Source organism: Microbacterium sp. 22195, from assembly GCF_052056515.1.
Lineage (GTDB): Bacteria > Actinomycetota > Actinomycetes > Actinomycetales > Microbacteriaceae > Microbacterium.
In genome coordinates this window covers 681,370-700,911 of sequence record NZ_JBQEPE010000001.1, presented here as the reverse complement: position 1 = coordinate 700,911, position 19,542 = coordinate 681,370, and the positions used below count along the sequence as shown (strand labels likewise).

Sequence of the window (19,542 nt, the reverse complement as noted above, 5' to 3'; positions counted from 1 at the left end):
CCCCCCCCGTGCCCCGGTACACCCTCAATCCCCCCCCCCCCCCCCCGGGTGCCCATCGAGACCGCGTGCTGCAGCAGCCCCAGTGCGCGCTCAGCGGTGGGCCGTGACAGGGCCTTGGCGAACTCGACGTCCTGGGCCGCCTTCTCCATGCGGTCCGCAGCGGGCTGGCGGCTCTGCCACTTCTCGCCCCAGCCGGTCTTGTCCGGGTGGATGTGGGCATCGACGAGGGTGGGGAGGGCGAGCCGGCCGCGTCCGTTGATCTCGAACACGCGCTTGCCCTGCGGGATCCTGTCGACGAGCACGCCGCCGTGGCAGATCAGATCGCGTGCGCTCCCGCCGAACGGGCGCACATTGCGCAGCACGACGACCTCGGCATCGCTCGGGCCGCGCGTGTCCGGGCCCTTGCCGTTCGCAGCGGCCGCGGGTGCTGCGGCTGCCGCGCTCAGAAGACCGGAGCCTGCTGTCGCGACGGCGAGGGCGGCTCCGCCGCGCAGCAGCTGCCGGCGCGACGCCTTCAACTCGGTCCTGGGGTCGGTGTCTTCCATCGTGCTCTCCTCGTGCATCATCGCCCATGTCCGGGACGCCGGTCGTCCATTTGGTATACCAACGTTTCGGGACCACGATAGCCCCGACGGCCTCTGCCGGGAAGGGTGAAGAACGGATGGCGGAGTTTCGGTCAAGGCCTCTTCGACCTTTGGTATGCCAATTCGCATCCCGTCTCGGACGTTCGGCGGGGATGAGCTGCCGGCGATCAGCGTCACCGTCGGCATGATGCGAACCGCGATCCGCAGCGCCTGGGGCCGCAGGGCCCGACCGCCCGTGGGACTGGCTACGCTGTCAGGAGTCGCGTCACGGATGCTGAGGAGAACCCGGATGAGCAACCAGGAGTCGAACCCGACCGAGAGCGTCCTGGAACCGGGTGCGCTGTGCACCGACGTCGAGGTGCTCACCCCTCGGGAGGTGCCGCTGGGCGGCATCCGCGCGATGACGGTGTACCGCACCCTGCCGCAGAAGCAGCGCTCGCTCGTCGGGGCGTGGTGCTTCCTGGACCATTACGGACCGGACGACGTGGCCGACACCGGCGGCATGGAGGTCCCGCGGCATCCGCACACCGGACTCGCGACGGTCTCGTGGCTGTTCACCGGCCGCATCGATCACCTCGACTCCAACGGCGTCGCTGCTCCCGTGCTCCCCGGCGAGCTCAATCTGATGATCGCGGGGCAGGGCATCACCCACCAGGAGATCAGCACACCTGACACGACCGTGCTGCACGGCGTGCAGCTCTGGTACGCCCTGCCCGACTCCACGAGGTTCTCCGAGCACGCGTTCGCGCACTATGCGCCCGAAGCGGTGGAACTGCGCGGCGCCAGCATCCGCGTCTTCATCGGCTCCCTGGCGGGGTCGACCTCGCCGGTCGACACCCGCACCCCTGATCTGCTGGGGGCCGAGCTCGTGCTGCAGCCGGGAGCCGAGGTCGTGCTCGACGTGCGCCGCGACTTCGAGCACGCCGCTCTCGCGGAGAGCGGGTCGATCGTGGTCAATGAGACGCCTGTGCAGCACCGTGAGCTCGGCTACGCGCCCACCGGCGCCGACACCATGCGTATCGCGGCTGGACCTGAGGGCGCACGGGTGATCCTGCTCGGCGGCGTGCCGCTGGGGGAGCAGATCGTGATGTGGTGGAACTTCATCGGCCGCAGCCACGACGAGATCGTCGAGTTCCGACGTCGCTACCAGGCCGAGCTGGGCTTCGAGCCTGCCGACCCCCAGGATGCCGGGAAGCCGGAGCTGTTCGGGCCGTACGCCGGGGGACAGCTCGCGCCGCTGCCCGCACCGCCGATGCCCACCATCCGGCTGCGGGCACGCGAGTAGGCGCGGAGCAGACGCGCCGACCGCCTCAGACCGCGCGGGCCTCCTCCTGCGCCCTGATCGCCGCGATGTGATCCGCGCGGCGGGCCACGACGTGCTCGTCGTACTCCGGATGCTTCGGCATCCACGCCGCCACGTACGGGCACACCGGCACGATCGACTTCCCGGCCGCCACCACGTCGTCCACGACCGCGCGCACGAGCTTCGAGGCCAGGCCCCGACCCGCGTAGTCCTCGGACACCCCGGTGTGGAACAGCACGCGCTCGTCCCCGACGTCGACGTACGACTCCTCGCCGATCTCCTTGGCGTCCGTGCCGTCCTCGCCGCGGTCGATCAGCACATAGCGCGATTCGGCGGGGACGTCGCGCACGGTGAAGCGCTCCTCGGTCATGACAGCACCTTTCCGTCGGCCCCGCGCGGGCGCACGGGGTGCTCACTGAGGATCGAGACGCGGTTGAACGCGTTGATCGTGATCGCGACCCACTCGGCGGCGGCGAACGCCTGCTCGCCCAGCACGGCGGCGGCGCCGGCCAGATCGGCCTTGGACTCCTCGCTCAGCGGCATCCGCGTCGCCGCCTCCGCGACGGCCAGCACCGCCTTCTCACGCTCGGTGTAGAGGGCGCTCTCGCGCCATGCCGGGAGCAGGTCGATCTTCTGCTGCACGATTCCCGCCTCACGGGACTCGCGGGAGTGCACATCGAGGCAGAAGGCGCAGGCGTTCAGCTGCGATGCGCGCAGCTTGATGTACTCGGACTCCTGCACCGAGAGGCCGCTGGCCGCGGCGTGCTGCTTGACGGTCGTGGAGAAGGCGCTGATCGCCTTCCAGACGTCGGGTGCGGACTTGTCCAGGTACGGACGCATGACTCTCCTCGGATGCTCGGGACGCGGGCCGGGGCCCGCTCTCAGCACCAACCTAGACGGCCCGGCCCTCATTCCCCACCCAGGGGGGGAGAATGGGACGGGCACACCCGCACGAAGACCAGAGGAGCACCGTGATGACCAGCGGCAGCAGCGACACCGGAACGATCACCCGCCAGGCGGGAGCCGAGACCGCCGTCCTCGCAGGAGGCTGTTTCTGGGGCATGGAGGATCTGATCCGCCGGCAGCCCGGCGTGCTCGGCACGCGAGTCGGTTACACCGGTGGCGAGAACGACCACGCCACCTACCGGAACCACCCGGGTCACGCCGAGGCCGTCGAGATCGTCTTCGACCCGGCTCAGACGACCTACCGCGACATCCTCGCGTTCTTCTTCCAGATCCACGACCCGTCCACGCTGAACCGGCAGGGCAACGACATCGGCACCAGCTACCGCTCCGCGATCTTCCCGCTGGATGCGGAGCAGGAGCGCGTGGCCAGGGACACGATCGCCGACGTGGACGCCTCGGGGCTGTGGCCCGGTGCCGTCGTCACGACCATCGAGCAGCCCGGACCGTTCTGGGAGGCGGAGCCGGAGCACCAGGACTACCTGATCCGCTACCCCGACGGCTACACCTGCCACTTCCCGCGCGCGGGCTGGGTCCTGCCGCGCCGAGACGCCGAGGCGAGCGCCTGATCCGCGTCGGCCCGCATGACGGGGTCTGAGCGGCTCGGCCGCGACGCGCAGCCCGATCGCATCGCGGTGCGCGGTGCGCGCGTGCACAACCTGCAGGGCGTGGACGTCGACATCCCGCTGCGCTCGCTGGTGGGCATCGCCGGGGTCTCCGGCTCGGGGAAGTCCTCGCTCGCCCTCGGCGTGCTGTACGCCGAGGGCTCGCGACGCTATCTCGAGGCGCTGTCGACGTACACGCGAAGGCGGATGTCGCAGGCCCCGCACGCGGCCGTGGACTCCGTCGAGCATGTGCCTGCGGCGCTGGCCCTGCGGCAGCGTCCCGGGGTGCCCGGTGTGCGCTCCACCTTCGGCACCTCCACGGAGCTGCTGAACGTGCTGCGGCTGATGTTCTCACGCCTGGCATCGCACGTCTGCCCGAACGGGCACCGCGTGCCGCCCACGATCGACGTCGCCGCCGAGACCCCGTTCGCCTGTCCCGTCTGCGGTGAGCGCGTGCATGCTCCGGGCGCCGAGGCGCTGGCGTTCAACTCCGAGGGCGCTTGCCCGACGTGCCAGGGCACGGGGGTGGTGCGCACCGTCGACGACGCGACGCTGGTGCCCGATCCGTCGAAGACGCTCGACGGCGGCGCGGTGGCGCCGTGGCAGATGTTCGGCTTCAACGTGCAGCCCGACATCGCCCGCGAGTTCGGCGTCCGCACCGACGTGCCGTGGAGCGACCTCACGGATGCCGAGCGCGAGATCGTGCTTGACGGGCCGGAGGAGAAGAAGCACATCACGGTGACCAGCCGCAAGGGCGTGCACGAACTGGACTTCACGTTCCGCAACGCCCGGCTGACCGTGACGGAGGAGCTCGCACGCGCGGCGGACGAGAAGCGCCTGGCCAGGGTGAGCCGGTTCCTCACCGAGGGCGTGTGCCCGGACTGCGGGGGTACGAGGCTGAGCCCGCAGGCGCGGGCGCCGCGGATCGGCGAGCTGGGACTCGCCGACGTCACCGCGATGACCCTGGACGACGTGATCGCCTGGGCTCCGGGAGTGACGCCGACGCTGCCGCGTGAGATGCAGCCGATGGCATCCGATCTGACAGCCACCCTGCTCGCCATGGCGCGGCGGCTGGTCGAGCTCGGACTCGGCTACCTGTCCCTGGACCGCGCCGGCGCCACCCTGTCGACGGGGGAGAGGCAGCGCGCCCAGCTGGCCCGCGCGGTGCGCAACCGCACCACCGGCGTGCTCTACGTGCTCGACGAGCCGTCGATCGGGCTGCATCCCGCCAACGTCGAGGGTCTGCTCGGCGTCATGCGCGACCTGCTGGCGGACGGCAACTCGGTCGTCTTCGTGGATCACGACGTGCAGATCCTCGCCGAGGCCGACTGGCTGGTCGAGATCGGACCCGGCGCCGGCGCCGAGGGCGGTCGCGTGATCGCCCAGGGCGCTCCGCGCGCCCTGGGCGAGGCGTCCCGCCTGGGCGGCTTCCTCACGGGGGACGAGCCGGTGGTCGTGCGCGAGCGGAGTGCGCCCGATGCCGTGTTCGTGCACGGGGCGATCACGATGTCGACGGATGCCGTGCACACCGTGCATCCGCTCGAGGTCGCCTTCCCGGTCGGCCGGCTCACGGCCGTCACCGGCGTCTCGGGGTCCGGGAAGACGACCCTGGTTCTGGAGTCGCTGGTGCCCGCGCTCGACGCGTCCGCGGACGGGAGGATGCCCGCGCACGTGCGCTCCCTCGCCGCGCCGGCGCCCCTGCAGGTGCACGTCGTCGACGCGACGCCGATCGGGTTGAACGTGCGCTCCACCGTCGCGACCTACTCCGGCGTGATGGATGAGCTGCGCAAGGCGTACGCGGCGACGGATGGGGCCAGGGACGCGGGGCTCACGGCATCCGACTTCTCGTACAACACGGGTTCGCTGTCATGTCCGCGGTGCGAGGGCACCGGTGAGATCTCCCTCGACGTGCAGTTCCTCCCCGACGTCGACATCGTCTGCCCGGAGTGCGAGGGCAGCAGGTTCGCCCCGGCCGCCTGGGACATCGTCCGCGACGGGATCGCGCTGCCCGCTCTGCTGCGCTGCACCGTCACCGAGGCCCTCGCGCGCACCGCCGACCTGCCGCGCGTGCACAGACGGCTGCAGGCGTTCTCCGAGCTCGGTCTCGGGTACCTCACACTCGGCGAGGCGACGCCCGCGCTCTCCGGCGGGGAGGCGCAGCGCCTCAAGCTCGTGGGCCGGATGCACCGCGACCAGTCGGACGCCGTGTTCGTGCTGGACGAGCCCAGCGTCGGACTGCATCCTCTGGACGTGCGCACGCTGCTGTCCGTCTTCGATCGGCTCGTCTCGCGCGGCGCGACCGTGATCGTGATCGAGCACGATCTGGACGTGATCGCGAACGCCGATCACGTGATCGACATGGGACCGGGTGGCGGCGCGGAGGGCGGGCGGATCGTCGCCGTCGGAGCGCCGGACCGCATCGCGGCGGATCCTGCCTCGCTCACCGGCGTGCATCTGGCTCATCACCTGCGGCAGTAGCATCGTCCGGTGCGCTTCGAAGCCCTTCTCCGTCGTCTGGACCGGATCGCCGGCGGACGCCACGCCGATCTCGAGGTGCCCGCCGAGATGCGGGAGCACCCGAGGACGCGTCGCGCGTTCACCTGGATCACCTGGCTGCTGGCCGTGGAGGTGCTCCTCGGCATCGCGGCCGTGGTCGTCGCGGTCGTCATCGTCGTGAACGGCGGACCGGTGCCGTTCGCGGTGTGGATGCGCAGCGTGATCGTGCTCGGCATGACCGTGACGCTGTTCTACTTCTCCTGGCGGGCATCGCTCGGCTGGTACTGGGCGTATCAGCGTCTGCGGCTCTTCGCGCAGATCTTCCCGATCATCACGCTCGTGATGGCGGCGATCCCGAATCTCTACCCGGCCTGGATGGTGACCGAGCAGATCGTGTTCAGCCTGATCATGATCGGCGTCGCCGACATCCTGACGGGCGACCACATGCGCACCGCGTTCCGGCGGCCGGAGCGGCCTCAGCGGCACTCCCCGATGAAACCGAGGTAGCAGACGGCGCGGTGCGTGATCGCCGGACGGGCGTCGTTGTTCGACACCTCCCGGGTGCCGATCTCGGGAGTCCGTGACAGGTGACCGAAGTCTCCGAGCGTATCGACGTAGTAGCCGTCGCCGTCCTGGTGTTTCATGTCGTCGATGGCGGCGCTGTACTGCGCGCACGTCTGCACCGCGGCCTCGGTCAGCTCCACCCCCGCGCAGGCCAGTTCGTACTGCCGGGCCATGGCATCCGTGCACTCGGTCCAGTCCTGCCTGACCGCACAGGGATTGACCGTGTCCATGGTGACGTCGTACCGGCCCGTCTCGTACTCCTCGGAATGCGTCGTCGCAGCCTGGGCGGGCACATCCACCTTGTCCCAGTGCCGGGCGGTGACGAACGCGTAGACCGTGGTGGTCGCGACGGCCAGGATCAGCACGCCGACGATCGCCAGGGTCACCCAGAGGCCGACGTTCTTCCGGCGCGGCGGGGACGCGGCATCGAGCATCCCGAACGGCGCCGGCTCGATCACCGCGGTCACGCCGTCGGCGGCAGGCGTGGCGGACACGGTCGGGTAGGCGGCGGGAGTCGGAGGGGCGCCGGACGGTGAGTCGGGTCCGTACGACGACGCCGGCGGGGCGAAGCTCTGACCGGGAGGCGTGAACGGCAGGAGCGGCTCGGTGTCGGGGTGCGGCGGCTCGACGGCCGCCGGCGTCTCGATCGGTGCGCCGATCGAGATCCAGTACCCGTACCAGGCCTGTGAGGACATCGGATCGGCGACGACCAGCTGCGCGTCCGCGTCGGTGAGGGCTATCCCGAGTCCGGCGCGCTGGCGGGAGTCCAGCAGAGCGGAGCGGAACTGGTCGATGGACAGAGTCATGAAGGTGATGATGTCATGACGCGGCGAGTGCGGTCAGCACCCCTGCGCCCCGGCGGCGCTCGAACACGAGCTGCGTCTCGGTGGCGCGCACGACGTCGTGCACCGTGATGTGCTCCAGGACGATGTCGCGCAGCGCGGTGGCATCCGCCACCGCGACGTGCACCAGGAAGTCGTCCGCGCCCGCGATGTGGAACACCTGCAGCACACCAGGGGTGGCCACCAGCGCGTCGAACAGGGCGTCCACGCCGCTCTTGCTGTGATTGGCCAGCCTCACGCGGATCATCGCCTGCACCGTCGCCCCCAGGGCCGCGGGGTCGATCACCAGCTCGAGTCCGGCGATCACGCCGCGGGTGCGCAGCGAGCGCACGCGGAAGGCGCAGGTGGACGCGGGGATGCCGAGCATCGCGGCGAGCTGCTTCACCGGAGCGTCCGGCTGAGCGGACAGGGCCGACAGGATGCGGAGGTCCAGTGCGTCGACAGTGGACGCCGATCCATGCGTGTTGGCCAACGGATCCTCCTGTGGAACGACTCGACTTGCTCTGCGAGCAAGATTATCGCTGTCGTGAGGTCGCTGCGACAAGCACGCTGGATTCTCATCGCTCTCCGACGCATCCTGGTGGCATGTCCGATCTGCCGCTGCATCCTGAGACCGTCGCCGTCCACGCCGGGCGCTCCGATTTCGCCGCGATGGGTGTGCACGCCGCACCCATCGACCTGTCATCGACCAATCCGCTGCCCGACATCCTGCACGGCGGCGACTCCTACGAGTCGATGGCGAACGGCGGGCACCCGCTGCCGGACGGCGGGAACGTGTATGCGCGACTCTGGAACCCGACGGTCGCGCGCTTCGAAGAGGCGCTCGCGGAGCTCGAGCACGCCGAGGCCGCGGTGGCGTTCAGCTCGGGGATGGCCGCCACGACGGCGGCGATCCTCTCGCACACGACCGCGGCCGGCAAGCACCACATCGTCGCCGTTCGTCCGCTGTACGGCGGGACGGACCACCTGCTGGACTCGGGGCTCCTCGGCGCCGAGGTCACCTTCTGCCACGAGACCGAGGTCGCGGCCAGCATCCGGCCCGACACCGGGCTGATCGTGCTGGAGACGCCCGCCAACCCGACCCTGGATCTCGTCGACATCGCGGCCGTCGTCGCGCAGGCGCAGGGCGTGCCGGTGATGGTCGACAACACCTTCGCCACGCCACTGCTGCAGAATCCGCTCGACCTCGGAGCTGCCATGTCGCTGCACAGCGCGACGAAGTACATCGGCGGTCACGGCGACGTGATCGCCGGCGTGATCGCGTGCTCGGAGGAGACCGCGCAGGCACTGCGTCGGGTGCGCGCCATCACCGGTGCGCTCCTGCACCCGCTCGGCGCGTACCTGCTGCACAGAGGGCTCGCAACCCTCCCGGTGCGGATGCAGGCGCAGCAGGCGAGCGCGCAGGCGCTGGCCGAGCGGCTTCAAGGCGACCCGGCGGTGGCCGAGGTCTTCTACCCGGGGCTCGGCGACGAGCGCGGCATCGTCGGACGCCAGATGAGCGGCGGCGGAGCCATGATCGCCATCCGGCTGGCCGGCGGCTACGCGGCGGCCGAGGCTCTCACCGGCGCCGTCCGCCTGTTCACCCACGCGGTCTCGCTCGGGGGAGTGGACTCCCTGCTGCAGCATCCGGCCGCCCTGACCCATCGCCCCGTCGCACCCGAGGCCCGTCCCGGAGCCGACATCGTGCGACTGTCGATCGGCCTCGAGAACGTCGAGGATCTCGCAGCCGACCTCGAGCAGGCGCTCGTGAAGGCGCAGGCCGTCGCGACGGTCTGACGACCCGCGATCCTGTCGCAGGACTGCGACAGGATCGCGACGGGGCCGCGACCACAGGCGCGGGCGCGGCGTCTATCTTCGAAGCATGAGCCACAGCCCCGCACCCCAGTACGCACCCGTCTACGTCGCGGCTCAGCCGAGGACGAACGGTCTGGCGATCGCATCGTTCATCCTGGGACTGTGCGGCTTCGCGCTGATCCCCGTGGTCATGGGCCACGTCGCCCTGTCGCAGATCAGGACTCGAGGAGAGAGCGGTTCCGCGTTCGCGATCGTCGGCCTGATCCTCGGGTACATCGGCTGCGTCGGCTACCTGCTGCTCGCGATCTTCCTCCTGGGTGGTGCGGTGTTCCTCACGACGGGCTCCTTCGGCTGATCCGCATCAGGCCGCGATCGGCGTGATCGCGCGCGGAGGTCCGAACCTCGCGGTCGCCAGCAGGAGTCCCGACAGCAGGATCACGCCCGCGGCCACGGTGAAGAAGACCGGCAGCCCCGCGAGGTCCGCCACGACGCCGACGCCCGCGTAGGCGAGCGGACTGAGCCCGAGGGTGAGCAGGGTGAGCACTGCGGTTACCCGGCCCAGCATCGCCACCGGCGTGGAGCGCTGCACCTGGCCCTGGCAGATCACCTGCGTCACGCCGCTCGAGACGCCCAGCCCGGCACTGCACAGCGCGGCAGGCACGGCGTCCGCAGATATCCCGAACAGGAGCAGGAGCATCGCGGTCGTCGCCACCGAGCCGAGCACGGTCAGGCGGCCGCCCACCGCGGGCAGGGTCGACATCAGCAGGCTGACGGCGAGTCCGCCCAGGCTGAAGGCGGTCAGCATGGCGCCTGCCAGTCCGGGATGCCAGCCGCGCTCCTGCGCGAGCAGCACCATGGCCACGCCGACGGGTCCGGAGAACGGCAGCTCGGACAGTGCTGTGCCGATCACCAGGGGCGCGATCCGCAGCCGCCGGACCGTCAGCCAGCCCGATCCCGAGGCCAGGGGCTGCAGCGCGTCGTCGGTCGTCGACACGGTGCGCGGCCGGATGCCGCGCAGCAGCAGCACGGACCCGAGGAAGAGAACGGCGAGCACCGCGAACGCGGCGGTGCCGCCCGCAGGCAGCAGCGCAGCACCGAGCAGCGGGCCCACGGCGTTGCCGATGCGCAGTCCGCTGAGCCGCCACGCCTGGAGACGCGTGAGATCCTCGGCCGCCACCAGCCGGGCGGGCATTGCGCCGACGGCGGGGATGAAACAGGCATCCACGATCCCGAAGATCACGGCGACGGCCAGCAGCCACCAGGGGAGCACGCCGAGCAGGGCGGTGAGGGCGCTCGCGGCGATGAGGGTCACCGAGCGCGCGGTGTCCGTCCAGATCGCGATGCGGCGCGGGTCGATGCGGTCGGCGAGCAGGCCTCCCACCAGCAGGAGCAGCAGACGCGGAACCGAGCCGGCGGCCAGGATCAGTCCCGACCAGCCGGCGCCGCCGGCTTCGGCCGCGGCCCAGGTGAGCACCAGGTAGTACGCGACGTCGCCGAGGATCGCGAGTGTGTACGCGAGCACCCATCGCGTCGCGTCTCCCCGGATGCCCATCATCAGGGCCTGCCGTAGATCTGCAGGCGGATCTGCGTGGTCGGGTCTCCCTCTGCGGCCCGATGACGGTCGATCACCGCGATGAGCTCCGCGCGAAGCGCCCTGCGCCCGGGCCCGTCGAGCGGGATCCGCAGATCGATGAAGGCCGACTCCGCCAGCCATGCGGCATCGGCACGCGGCAGGTCGGCTGCGACGCGGTACAGCTCCTCGGCGTTCATGAGCACGGTCGACTGCATGTACTGCCTGGTCATCGCGTCGTCCTCGTGCTCGGCGGCGTCGAACTGCAGCGCATCCGCGGCCGCACGCCACCAGCGCTCCCGCTGCGTGCCCATGCCGGGTTCCTCGGTCACGAGACCGCCGGCTTCGAGACGGCGCAGATGATAGCTCGCAGCGCCGGAGTCGAGCTCGAACTCCCGGCCGAGGATGCGCGACGTCGCCGGCCCCTGCTCGCGCAGGCGACGGAGGAAGGCCAGGCGCATGGGATGGGACAGCACGCGCAGCTGCGCGGTGCTGAGCTCGTCGCGTTCCATGCCCGCCAGGCTAATGTTGCGAAGAACTCTTCGCAACATTAGGGCACGACGGGTCCGGGGGAGATGGGGCCGGCCGACGTGACACGATGGAGCAATGAGTTCTGCCAACGTGACCGCCAACCTCAGCCGTGACGAGACCGCGGAGCGGGCGGCGCACATCACCGTTCACAGCATCCGCGTCGAACTGGACCTGAGCGGAGCACCCGAGCGGGCCCGCACCGGATTCCCGACCGTCACCACGTTGAGCTTCGACGCCACCGCGACGGAGACGTGGATCGACTTCATCGGCGAGAGCGTCTCCCGCGTGGTGGTGAACGGCGAGGAGCAGGATGTCCGCTGGGACGGCGCCCGCATCTCGATCGACGGCCTGGCGGCGCAGAACGAGGTCCGCATCGAGGCGATGGCCGAGTACAGCCGATCCGGCGAGGGGATGCACCGGTTCCACGACCCTGTCGACGGCGAGACCTACCTGTACACCCAGTACGAGCCGGCCGATTCGCGCCGCGTCATGGCGTGCTTCGAGCAGCCCGACATGAAGGCCGCCTACACGTTCGACGTGTCAGCGCCCGCCGGCTGGCACGTGCTCTCGAACCAGTCGGCCGCGCGCGTGCACGAGGGCATCGGGGTGCAGCGCATCGAGTTCGCGCCGACGCTGCCGATCTCCAGCTACATCACCGCGGTCGCCGCCGGTCCCTACGCGCGCATCGACGGCGAGTGGTCGCGCGACGGCCAGCACATCGACCTGGGCGTGCTGTGCCGCGCGTCGCTGGCCGAGCACCTCGAGGCCGACGAGATCATCGAGGTCACACGACAGGGCCTGGACTTCTTCAGCGACGCGTTCGCCTACCCCTACCCCTGGGGAAAGTACGACCAGATCTTCGTGCCGGAGTACAACCTCGGCGCCATGGAGAACCCGGGCCTGGTCACCTTCACCGAGGCGTACATCAACCGCGGGGCGGCGACCGACGCGCAGCGCGGCGGCCGTGCCAACACGATCCTGCACGAGATGGCGCACATGTGGTTCGGCGACCTGGTCACCATGCGGTGGTGGGACGACCTGTGGCTCAAGGAGTCGTTCGCGGACTACATGGGATCGCACGCCTCCGCCGCGGCGACGCGCTTCACGGACGCGTGGGCGCGCTTCGCGAACAGCCGCAAGGCGTGGGCGTACCGACAGGATCAGCTGCCCACCACGCATCCGATCGTGGCCGACATCCCCGACCTGGAGGCGGCCAAGCTGAACTTCGACGGCATCACCTACGCCAAGGGTGCGGCGGTGCTTAAGCAGCTCGTCGCGTTCGTGGGCGAGGACGCGTTCTTCGAGGGCGCCCGCCGCTACTTCGCCGCGCATGCGTTCGGGAACACCACGCTCGACGACCTGCTCGACAAGCTCGGCGAGGTCTCCGGGCAGGACCTGCGCGCCTGGTCGCGCGCCTGGCTCGAGACCAGCGGGGTCTCGGCTCTCCGATTGGAGACGGATGCCGACGGCCGGCGCTTCCTCGTGCAGGACGGAGGCGCGGCGGGGCCGCGTCCGCACCGTCTGCGCATCGGCCTGTACGACCTGGACGGCGGCCGCCTCGCCCTGCGCGAGCGCATCGAGCTCGGCATCGATGAGGAGCGCACCGAGGTCGAGATCCCGGACGCCGACCTGACCCTGCTCAACGACGATGACCTGACCTATGCGAAGGCGCGGCTGGATGAGCGGTCGCTGACGGCCGTGGAGGAGTCGCTGTCGACGCTGGAGGACGACCTGGTGCGCGGCCTCGTGTGGTCGTCGCTGTGGAACGCCACCCGCGACGGCGAGCTCGCGGCGATCCGTTACCTCGAGATCGTCCGCCGCCACGCGCCCGCCGAGTCCAACGTCGCCCTGCTGACCACCGTGCTGGTGAACGCGGCGTTCGCCGTGCGCCACTACGTCGCCGACGATGCCCGCGACGAGCAGGGCCGCGCGTGGGTGGATGCGGCGTGGTCCGCGCTGCAGTCGGCGGATGCCGGCAGTGACGCGCAGCTGGCCTGGGCACGCGCGTTCGCGGCGGCATCCGGCTTCGATGCGCACCATGCGGATGCCGTGCGCGGCATCCTGAATGGCGGAGCGCCGCGCGGACTTCCTGTGGACGCGGACCTGCGCTGGCTGATGCTGACGGCCCTCGCCACCACGGGCGACGCGACTGTCGAGGAGATCATCGCCGAGCGCGCCGCGGACGACACCGCCACCGGCCGCACCGCGGAGATCCGCGCGCTGGCGTCCCGCCCGGATGCGGCGACGCGCGCGGCGGCGTGGGACTCCGCGTGGAACGACCTCACCCTCAGCAACGATCACCTGGACGCGACGATCGGCGGCTTCCGGGCAGGCGGGCGCCGGGATCTGATCGCCGCCTTCGACGGCGAGTACTTCGACCGGATCCGCGAGGTCTGGGGCACCCGCTCGATCGAGCTCGCACAGCGCCTGGTCGTGGGGCTGTTCCCCGCGACGACCGACACGGACCTCGTGGACGCGTGGCTGGAGGCGAACTCCGACGCACCCGGTGCGCTGCGGCGCCTGGTGATCGAGTCCCGCGACGACCTCGCACGGGAGATCCGGGTGCGGGCCGCGCAGGCCTGACTCTCGGGTCGCGCCTCGCTGGGTCGCTCAGCCTCTCGAGGCGTCGCTCTCAGAGGTCCAGTGCGTCCCCGGGCTGGAGGTCGACGAATGCGCCCCCGCCCTGCTCGGCGGCCCATTGCAACCGCTGCTGATGCATGGTGCGCCCGATCGCGGAGAGGGTCATGTCGTGCGTGCCGAACGCCCGCTTCGGAGCGACCGCGAGCACGAAGTCGATGGCCTCGCCGATCTTCAGCCACGGCGCGCCGAGCGGCGCCGCGAGCGTGTCCACCTCGACGCCCTCGGGCACGGCGTACGAGTCCCCGGGGTAGTAGAGCTGCTCGTTGACGAGGACGCCGACGTTGTCGACGTGCGGCAGGGATGAGTGGATCACGGCGTGATCGCCGCCGAAGAAGCGCAGGGTGAACTCGCCGACGGTGACCGTGTCGCCGGGCCGGACGATGTTGATGTCGTAGTCGCCCGCCGCCGCGGCGACGCCCGCGGGGGCGTAGATCGGCGTGCCGGGGGCATCGCGCAGCATCCGGTCGAGGTGCCCGGGTGTCCAGTGGTCCGGATGCTCGTGGGTGAGGACGATCGCCACGAGATCGTGCAGGTCGTCCAGGGGAGTGGTGAACGAGCCCGGGTCGATCACGAGCGTCTGGCCGAGGTGGTCGAGACGGAGAGCCGCATGTTCGAACTTGGTGACGCGCATGTCGCCGAGTCAACTCCGTCGCCGGTGCGAGGGCAAGCCGGATGCCGCGACACGCCCGTCGGACCGAGAAGAGACGCCCTGATTTGGATTCGCAGGATGCGCCGTGGCAGACTTGCACGGTTGCCAAAACGGCCCGCAAGGGCCAGAACGGCCCCATCGTATAGCGGCCTAGTACGCCGCCCTCTCACGGCGGTAACGCGGGTTCGAATCCCGCTGGGGTCACAGCGACACGAAGGCCCTCCGAGCGATCGGAGGGCCTTCGGCATTTCCGAGCGGATTCGGGCTCCTGCGGCAGAATCCATGCATCGGAATGAAATTCCCCGGGAAGCGGTTGTCGTGAGCATGACGGACATCGAATTCGGGCTCGACACCTTCGGCGGCGTGACCCATGACGCAGAGGGCAACGCCGTTCCGCACCCGCAGGTGGTGCGCGACCTCATCGAGGAAGCCGTGCTGGCCGACGATCTGGGGCTGGACTTCTTCGGACTGGGGGAGCACCACCGGCCGGACTTCGCCGTGTCCAGCCCCGAGGTGGTGCTGTCGGCGATCGCCGCACGCACGGAGCGCATCCGGCTCGGCTCTGCTGTCACGGTGCTGAGCTCCGATGACCCGGTGCGCGTTTTCGAGCGCTTCTCGACCCTCGACGCGGTCTCGAACGGCAGGGCGGAGATCGTCGCAGGGCGCGGCTCGTTCATCGAGTCGTTCCCGCTCTTCGGGTTCGACCTGCGACAGTACGAGGAGCTGTTCGAGGAGCGCCTGGATCTGCTCTCGCAGCTGCTGAAGGAGGAGCCCGTCACCTGGCAGGGGAACACGCGTGCCGCTCTCGAGAACCAGCGCGTCTTCCCGACCACCGCGAACGGGCTGCGCACCTGGGTGGGCGTGGGCGGCAGCCCCGACTCCGTCGTGCGCACCGCGCGCTACAACTTCGGCCTGTTCCTCGCGATCATCGGCGGGCCGGCCGCGCGCTTCGCGCCGTACATCGATCTGTTCGAGCGCGCGCAGGACCAGTTCGGCGTCGAGCACAAGCCGGTCGCGGTGCACTCCCCGGGGCTCGTCGCCGAGACCGATGAGAAGGCGCGCGCGCTGACCTACGACGGGTGGCTCGCCATGCGCACGCGCATGGGCAAGGAGCGCGGATGGGCGCCGCCGGCGGTCGGCGACTTCGAGCGCGAGATCGAGAGCGGTGCGCTGTACATCGGGTCGCCGGAGACCGTCGCCCGCAAGATCGTCGCGACGCTGAACACCCTGCGCGTGAACCGCTTCGACTTCAAGTACGACCAGAGCATGATCACCCACCAGACCATGCTGGATTCGATCGGCCTGTACGGCGAGAAGGTCGTCCCGATGGTCAAGGACATGCTCGGCTGACGGTCGTCCTGCGGAGGTCGCGCCTCGATTTGGCGGGGCCTCCGCGGTCATGGCATACTTGAACGGTTGCAGTGACGGCCCCATCGTATAGCGGCCTAGTACGCCGCCCTCTCACGGCGGTAACGCGGGTTCGAATCCCGCTGGGGTCACTGACGAGAAGGTCCTCCGGAATCCCGGAGGACCTTCTTCCTTTCGGTGCGCTCGGCTCAGTTCAGAGCGTCGTGGCGGTGCCACCCGTCCGAGAGCGCCTTCTCACGAACAGCTCCATCGCAGCGAACGCCAGGATGACGCCGCAGACCGCGCACACCGCCCCCGCGACGACGTCCGAGGGATAGTGGACCACCGCGTACACGCGGGCGAGAGCCGTGACCGCCACCAGTGCGACTCCACCGGCGAGCACCCACCTGCGCGGGGTTGTGCGCCACGTCAGCAGGACCAGCACGGTCGCCAGTGCCGTGACGAACGCAACATGTCCGCTCGGGTAGGAAGCGTCGGTCTCCGGGGCGACGACGCGATGAACGGCATCCGTCCATTCCGGCCGCGGCCGCGCGACGATCAGCTTCAGCGCGCCCGTCACCAGCCAGCCGCAGGCGACGGTCGCGCCGGCAGCCAGACCGGCCACGAGGTGCCCTGACCACAGGGCCACGACGGCAGCCAGCAGCACCCCGATCACCACCGCGGATGCCGGCTGGAAGGCGACCGAGACCGCCTGCGAGATCGCATCGAGCACGGGGGAGTGCAGACGGTTGAGCAGCAGGTCCGCGCTGATCTCCGTACGGGAGCCGCGCAGGGCCAGCCCGGCGACCAGCATCGCGACGAGGCCCACCGCGGCGGTCGACGCGGCGATGCGCAGCGACTGCGGGGATCCGGGCCATCCGGACCATCTGGGCAGCGGTCGCGCGCTCGTCTGCGCCGGTCCGGTATGCGGATGCACTGTGGAATTCACCATGGGGTCCTCTCCGGCGCTCACGAAGAACCCCGCTGCATCCCACGTTAGAAACGGGATGCTACAGGACTGTGAGACGACGCTGAGAGCCGCCTATGGGTCAGCCGGGGCGCCCTGCGGGATCCACGGCGGGCGCGGCCCCGCGCCGGGCGAATCCGCCGGTCAGCCACAGCGCGAGCGCCGTGCACACCGCTCCGAGCAGCGCGAGCGGGAAGTCGAGCCCGTAGGCCGTTATCGCCAGCGGAGCGACGATGAACAGTGCGACGCCCAGCGGGGTGGCCGCACCCGAGCGCACGGGCGTCAGCGGCGGCACCTTCTCGAACCGCGCCAGCGGCAGGGAGAGAAGCCACACGGCCGCCAGCACCAGCAGCAGGAACGGCACTCGCGTCCACCACCACACCGGCCCGCCGGGGTGCGGCAGCGGCACAGGCAGCAGCAGCTCGATGCCGATCAGCACCATCACCATCGGCAGATGCCACAGGTACACGGTCATCAGTCGCGAGCCGATGAGGAGCATGGCCGCCTGCACGGCGCGCACACGCGTCAGGGCGGTCAGCGGCCGGTGCAGCAGCGTGAGTCCGGCCGCCTGCACGATGGCCATCAGCGCCATCGGCACGGTGGGCGGCCACTGGTTCGCGAGCATGTTCCACGAGTATCCGATCACCGGCACGAGCCCGACGGCCACGGCTGTGCCGGCCGCCATCAGCGCCAGCAGCTGCCACGCGCGCAACCGGCGGAACCATCCGTCGAACAGGAAGAAGCCGACCTGCTGGCAGAAGAGCCAGACGAACAGCACGTTGGGAATGCCGAACAGCTCCTCGCCGACCCCGTAGCGATCCGGCGCGAGCGAATGGACGCCGAACACGTCGCGCACCAGCAGGAATCGCACCAGGTCGACCGCCAGCGCGCAGCCGAGCAGCACTGCGAGCACCCGCCGGCCGTACCGGGCGTGCAGCGCCATCATCCGCGGCGCGAGCGCCTGCGCGAGCATGTAGGCCGCGAGGAACCACAGCGGCGAGCCGACGCCGATCGCGACCGTGTCGACGAGCGAGGGGTCGATGCCCAGCATCCGGGTGGCGCCGAGCGCCACGGAGAAGAACACGAACAGCGGCAGCGCGGGCCGGGCGAGCCGCGCCAGTCGCACCCGGACGAACTCGCTCTCGCTCTGGCCGCGCTTCTCCGCGGATCTCCAGCCGACGGCTGCCGCGAACCCGCCGACCACGAAGAACAGCGGCATGATGTCGGCGATCCATGAGGCCACGTCGAACCAGGTCTGCGCCTCGACCGTCCGCTCGATCAGGATCGAGCCGTCGGGATTGCGTCCCACCCCGCTGAACAAGATGTGCGCGAACACCACCAGGACGACGCATGCGACCCGGACCAGGTCGAGGGTGAGGTCCCGCCCCTCCGGGAGGGTACGGGTCGGCGTCTGGGCGGCGCTGCTCATGCCGATGAGTCTAGGAGGTGGGTGCATCCCGCAAGGAGATCGCCCGGATGCCCGGATTGCGCAGCGGCATGATCATCAGCATCGCCATGGCGCCCCCGTATACCGCGAACGGCACCCAGAGCGGCAGGACGCTCGCGATCAGGCCGAACACCGCCATGGCGACGGGCATCAGGCAGTCATCGCCGAGCCGAAGGATCGATCCCAGCCGGCCGAGATAGTCGGGGGCAGCAGTCGCGGCGAACGTCGACCCCAGCAGAGCCGAGGCGAAGCCCGCGGTGATCCCGATCGCCAGGCTCCCCGCGCCGACGACGATCGGCGATCCGATGCCGAGAGCGACGATCCCCGCGCCCTGCACCATCAGGGCGGTGAATCCGCCGATCGCCTCGCGACGAGGTCGCCGTCGCACGACGACGAGCGCGCCGATCATTGCCCCACCGCCGACCAGGGCCTCGAACACGCCCACCGCTCCGGCACCCCACCCGTGAGCCGTCGCCTGCAGCGGGAGGCCGATCGAGATCGCCGGCCCCACGGCCAGGTTCAAGCCCGACAGGGCGATGACGAGCGTGCGGGTGGCGCGTTCCCGGCCCAGATAGCGGAACCCGTCGGCCACACCGCGCAGCACGCTCTGCTCGGCCGATGCGCGGGGCAGCGCGAAGCGCGGACGCAGCCACAGCACGATGAACACGATCACCACCACGTAGGTCAGCGTGTTCAGGCCGGCGCTGCCCGACAGGCCGAACGCGGCCACCAGGAAGCCGCCCATCGCCGAGCCGGCCATCGTCCCGAGCCGGGACAGCGTCTGGCTGAGCGCCGAATAGGCGGGGAGATCGGCGGTCGAGACGAGCTGTCGCGGCATGGTCCCCGCGGCCGGCTCGAAGAACGCGTCGCACAGGCCGAACGCGATGCTCGCGACCAGCAGCACGGCGACGGTGGGCTGCGCGGCCAGGCACCAGACGGCGACCGCGACGAGCACGACCACGCGCAGCGCGTTGAACAGCACCATCAGCCGCCGGGCGTCCTTGCGGTCGGCATAGGCCCCGCCCACCAGCAGCACGATCGCCCGCGGCACCGTGCCTGCCGCGACCACGAGGCCCGCGACGGCGGGGGAGGCGATCTGCACCGCGGTCCACGCGAACGCGATGGTGAAGATGGCGTCCCCGGCATCCGACAGCGCCTTGATGACCAGCCATGCCTGCACCAGGCGATCGCGGCGGAACGCGGGCGGCGTGCGCAGCAGGGTGGGCTCGGTGGCGGTCAT

18 protein-coding genes, 2 tRNA genes and 1 pseudogene are annotated in these 19,542 nt (G+C 70.5%); 10 read left to right on the top strand and 11 right to left on the bottom strand.

Features of this window, described 5'->3' with window-relative positions:
- Positions 1-545 (bottom strand): annotated as a pseudogene (locus ACTJJ4_RS03495) (hypothetical protein); the annotation flags it as partial.
- 328 nt (positions 546-873) lie between these two features.
- On the opposite strand from ACTJJ4_RS03495, the gene ACTJJ4_RS03490 reads away from it, so the two are divergent.
- Entirely contained in the window at positions 874-1,869 is a 996-nt protein-coding gene (locus ACTJJ4_RS03490) for a pirin family protein (protein WP_440942032.1), read from the top strand.
- 25 nt (positions 1,870-1,894) lie between these two features.
- Here ACTJJ4_RS03490 and ACTJJ4_RS03485 read toward each other — a convergent pair whose 3' ends face one another.
- Together ACTJJ4_RS03485 and ACTJJ4_RS03480 are read right to left on the bottom strand one after the other, a co-directional pair.
- On the bottom strand, positions 1,895-2,257 hold the full coding sequence (locus tag ACTJJ4_RS03485; protein ID WP_440942031.1) for a GNAT family N-acetyltransferase: 363 nt from the start codon (positions 2,255-2,257) through the stop codon (positions 1,895-1,897).
- The gene (locus ACTJJ4_RS03480) at positions 2,254-2,727 is read right to left on the bottom strand and encodes a carboxymuconolactone decarboxylase family protein (protein ID WP_440942030.1); all 474 of its coding nucleotides are present in this window, start codon (positions 2,725-2,727) and stop codon (positions 2,254-2,256) included. The genes ACTJJ4_RS03485 and ACTJJ4_RS03480 overlap by 4 nt, the downstream gene beginning before the upstream one ends.
- Positions 2,728-2,861: 134 nt before the next feature.
- Here ACTJJ4_RS03480 and msrA point away from each other — a divergent pair, with 134 nt between their 5' ends.
- The 3 genes from msrA to ACTJJ4_RS03465 are packed head-to-tail and all read left to right on the top strand — an operon-like array spanning position 2,862 to position 6,458.
- Positions 2,862-3,419, top strand: a complete 558-nt coding sequence (msrA, locus tag ACTJJ4_RS03475) for a peptide-methionine (S)-S-oxide reductase MsrA (protein WP_440942029.1) — start codon at positions 2,862-2,864, stop codon at positions 3,417-3,419.
- A gap of 15 nt (positions 3,420-3,434) precedes the next feature.
- Positions 3,435-5,933, top strand: coding sequence for an excinuclease ABC subunit UvrA (locus tag ACTJJ4_RS03470; RefSeq protein WP_440942028.1), 2,499 nt, complete (start codon positions 3,435-3,437; stop codon positions 5,931-5,933).
- Between the two features lie 9 nt (positions 5,934-5,942).
- Positions 5,943-6,458, top strand: a complete 516-nt coding sequence (locus tag ACTJJ4_RS03465) for a hypothetical protein (RefSeq protein WP_440942027.1) — start codon at positions 5,943-5,945, stop codon at positions 6,456-6,458.
- Here ACTJJ4_RS03465 and ACTJJ4_RS03460 read toward each other — a convergent pair.
- Both ACTJJ4_RS03460 and ACTJJ4_RS03455 read right to left on the bottom strand, forming a co-directional pair.
- Positions 6,428-7,321, bottom strand: a complete 894-nt coding sequence (locus ACTJJ4_RS03460) for a hypothetical protein (RefSeq protein ID WP_440942026.1) — start codon at positions 7,319-7,321, stop codon at positions 6,428-6,430. The genes ACTJJ4_RS03465 and ACTJJ4_RS03460 overlap by 31 nt on opposite strands.
- Positions 7,322-7,334: 13 nt before the next feature.
- A complete protein-coding gene (locus ACTJJ4_RS03455) occupies positions 7,335-7,829 on the bottom strand; it encodes an Lrp/AsnC family transcriptional regulator (protein WP_440942025.1) in 495 nt (164 codons plus the stop codon).
- A 113-nt stretch (positions 7,830-7,942) separates the two neighbouring features.
- On the opposite strand from ACTJJ4_RS03455, the gene ACTJJ4_RS03450 reads away from it, so the two are divergent.
- Together ACTJJ4_RS03450 and ACTJJ4_RS03445 are read left to right on the top strand one after the other, a co-directional pair.
- The gene (locus ACTJJ4_RS03450; protein WP_440942024.1) at positions 7,943-9,133 is read left to right on the top strand and encodes a trans-sulfuration enzyme family protein; all 1,191 of its coding nucleotides are present in this window, start codon (positions 7,943-7,945) and stop codon (positions 9,131-9,133) included.
- An 85-nt stretch (positions 9,134-9,218) separates the two neighbouring features.
- Complete coding sequence (locus ACTJJ4_RS03445; protein WP_440942023.1) at positions 9,219-9,506, top strand: DUF4190 domain-containing protein; 288 nt, start codon at positions 9,219-9,221, stop codon at positions 9,504-9,506.
- 6 nt (positions 9,507-9,512) lie between these two features.
- Here ACTJJ4_RS03445 and ACTJJ4_RS03440 read toward each other — a convergent pair whose 3' ends face one another.
- Together ACTJJ4_RS03440 and ACTJJ4_RS03435 are read right to left on the bottom strand one after the other, a co-directional pair.
- A complete protein-coding gene (locus tag ACTJJ4_RS03440; protein WP_440942022.1) occupies positions 9,513-10,706 on the bottom strand; it encodes an MFS transporter in 1,194 nt (397 codons plus the stop codon).
- Positions 10,706-11,233 carry a helix-turn-helix domain-containing protein gene (locus ACTJJ4_RS03435; protein WP_440942021.1) on the bottom strand — a complete coding sequence of 176 codons (528 nt, stop codon included), beginning with the start codon at positions 11,231-11,233 and terminating at the stop codon, positions 10,706-10,708. The genes ACTJJ4_RS03440 and ACTJJ4_RS03435 overlap by 1 nt, the downstream gene beginning before the upstream one ends.
- 94 nt (positions 11,234-11,327) lie before the next feature.
- Here ACTJJ4_RS03435 and pepN point away from each other — a divergent pair, with 94 nt between their 5' ends.
- A complete protein-coding gene (gene pepN / locus ACTJJ4_RS03430) occupies positions 11,328-13,835 on the top strand; it encodes an aminopeptidase N (RefSeq protein ID WP_440942020.1) in 2,508 nt (835 codons plus the stop codon).
- 49 nt (positions 13,836-13,884) lie between these two features.
- Here the strand turns inward: pepN and ACTJJ4_RS03425 are convergent, their stop codons facing one another.
- Positions 13,885-14,523, bottom strand: coding sequence for an MBL fold metallo-hydrolase (locus tag ACTJJ4_RS03425; RefSeq protein ID WP_440942019.1), 639 nt, complete (start codon positions 14,521-14,523; stop codon positions 13,885-13,887).
- A gap of 149 nt (positions 14,524-14,672) precedes the next feature.
- Here ACTJJ4_RS03425 and ACTJJ4_RS03420 point away from each other — a divergent pair.
- The 3 genes from ACTJJ4_RS03420 (at position 14,673) to ACTJJ4_RS03410 (ending at position 16,040) form a co-directional block, all read left to right on the top strand.
- A tRNA-Glu gene (locus ACTJJ4_RS03420) sits at positions 14,673-14,745 on the top strand.
- 120 nt (positions 14,746-14,865) lie between these two features.
- Complete coding sequence (locus ACTJJ4_RS03415) at positions 14,866-15,891, top strand: LLM class flavin-dependent oxidoreductase (protein ID WP_440942018.1); 1,026 nt, start codon at positions 14,866-14,868, stop codon at positions 15,889-15,891.
- Positions 15,892-15,967: 76 nt separating this feature from the next.
- Positions 15,968-16,040: transfer RNA gene (locus ACTJJ4_RS03410), tRNA-Glu, on the top strand.
- Between the two features lie 62 nt (positions 16,041-16,102).
- Here the strand turns inward: ACTJJ4_RS03410 and ACTJJ4_RS03405 are convergent.
- The 3 genes from ACTJJ4_RS03405 to ACTJJ4_RS03395 all read right to left on the bottom strand — a co-directional run bounded on the left by ACTJJ4_RS03405 (position 16,103) and on the right by ACTJJ4_RS03395 (position 19,542).
- Positions 16,103-16,840 (bottom strand): phosphatase PAP2 family protein, encoded by a 738-nt coding sequence (locus ACTJJ4_RS03405; protein WP_440942017.1) that lies wholly within the window; start codon positions 16,838-16,840, stop codon positions 16,103-16,105.
- Between the two features lie 97 nt (positions 16,841-16,937).
- Positions 16,938-18,284 carry an acyltransferase family protein gene (locus ACTJJ4_RS03400; protein ID WP_440942016.1) on the bottom strand — a complete coding sequence of 449 codons (1,347 nt, stop codon included), beginning with the start codon at positions 18,282-18,284 and terminating at the stop codon, positions 16,938-16,940.
- 10 nt (positions 18,285-18,294) lie between these two features.
- Positions 18,295-19,542, bottom strand: a complete 1,248-nt coding sequence (locus ACTJJ4_RS03395) for an MFS transporter (protein WP_440942015.1) — start codon at positions 19,540-19,542, stop codon at positions 18,295-18,297.

What these genes read in the sequence shown, in the direction of transcription:
- ACTJJ4_RS03490 (WP_440942032.1), top strand. Translation starts at nt 874, where the DNA reads ATGAGCAACCAGGAGTCGAACCCGACCGAGAGCGTCCTGGAACCGGGT.
- ACTJJ4_RS03485 (WP_440942031.1), bottom strand. Translation starts at nt 2,257, where the DNA reads ATGACCGAGGAGCGCTTCACCGTGCGCGACGTCCCCGCCGAATCGCGC.
- ACTJJ4_RS03480 (WP_440942030.1), bottom strand. Translation starts at nt 2,727, where the DNA reads ATGCGTCCGTACCTGGACAAGTCCGCACCCGACGTCTGGAAGGCGATC.
- msrA (WP_440942029.1), top strand. Translation starts at nt 2,862, where the DNA reads ATGACCAGCGGCAGCAGCGACACCGGAACGATCACCCGCCAGGCGGGA.
- ACTJJ4_RS03470 (WP_440942028.1), top strand. Translation starts at nt 3,435, where the DNA reads ATGACGGGGTCTGAGCGGCTCGGCCGCGACGCGCAGCCCGATCGCATC.
- ACTJJ4_RS03460 (WP_440942026.1), bottom strand. Translation starts at nt 7,321, where the DNA reads ATGACTCTGTCCATCGACCAGTTCCGCTCCGCTCTGCTGGACTCCCGC.
- ACTJJ4_RS03450 (WP_440942024.1), top strand. Translation starts at nt 7,943, where the DNA reads ATGTCCGATCTGCCGCTGCATCCTGAGACCGTCGCCGTCCACGCCGGG.
- ACTJJ4_RS03445 (WP_440942023.1), top strand. Translation starts at nt 9,219, where the DNA reads ATGAGCCACAGCCCCGCACCCCAGTACGCACCCGTCTACGTCGCGGCT.
- ACTJJ4_RS03440 (WP_440942022.1), bottom strand. Translation starts at nt 10,706, where the DNA reads ATGATGGGCATCCGGGGAGACGCGACGCGATGGGTGCTCGCGTACACA.
- ACTJJ4_RS03435 (WP_440942021.1), bottom strand. Translation starts at nt 11,233, where the DNA reads ATGGAACGCGACGAGCTCAGCACCGCGCAGCTGCGCGTGCTGTCCCAT.
- pepN (WP_440942020.1), top strand. Translation starts at nt 11,328, where the DNA reads ATGAGTTCTGCCAACGTGACCGCCAACCTCAGCCGTGACGAGACCGCG.
- ACTJJ4_RS03425 (WP_440942019.1), bottom strand. Translation starts at nt 14,523, where the DNA reads ATGCGCGTCACCAAGTTCGAACATGCGGCTCTCCGTCTCGACCACCTC.
- ACTJJ4_RS03415 (WP_440942018.1), top strand. Translation starts at nt 14,866, where the DNA reads ATGACGGACATCGAATTCGGGCTCGACACCTTCGGCGGCGTGACCCAT.
- ACTJJ4_RS03405 (WP_440942017.1), bottom strand. Translation starts at nt 16,840, where the DNA reads ATGGTGAATTCCACAGTGCATCCGCATACCGGACCGGCGCAGACGAGC.
- ACTJJ4_RS03400 (WP_440942016.1), bottom strand. Translation starts at nt 18,284, where the DNA reads ATGAGCAGCGCCGCCCAGACGCCGACCCGTACCCTCCCGGAGGGGCGG.
- ACTJJ4_RS03395 (WP_440942015.1), bottom strand. Translation starts at nt 19,542, where the DNA reads ATGACCGCCACCGAGCCCACCCTGCTGCGCACGCCGCCCGCGTTCCGC.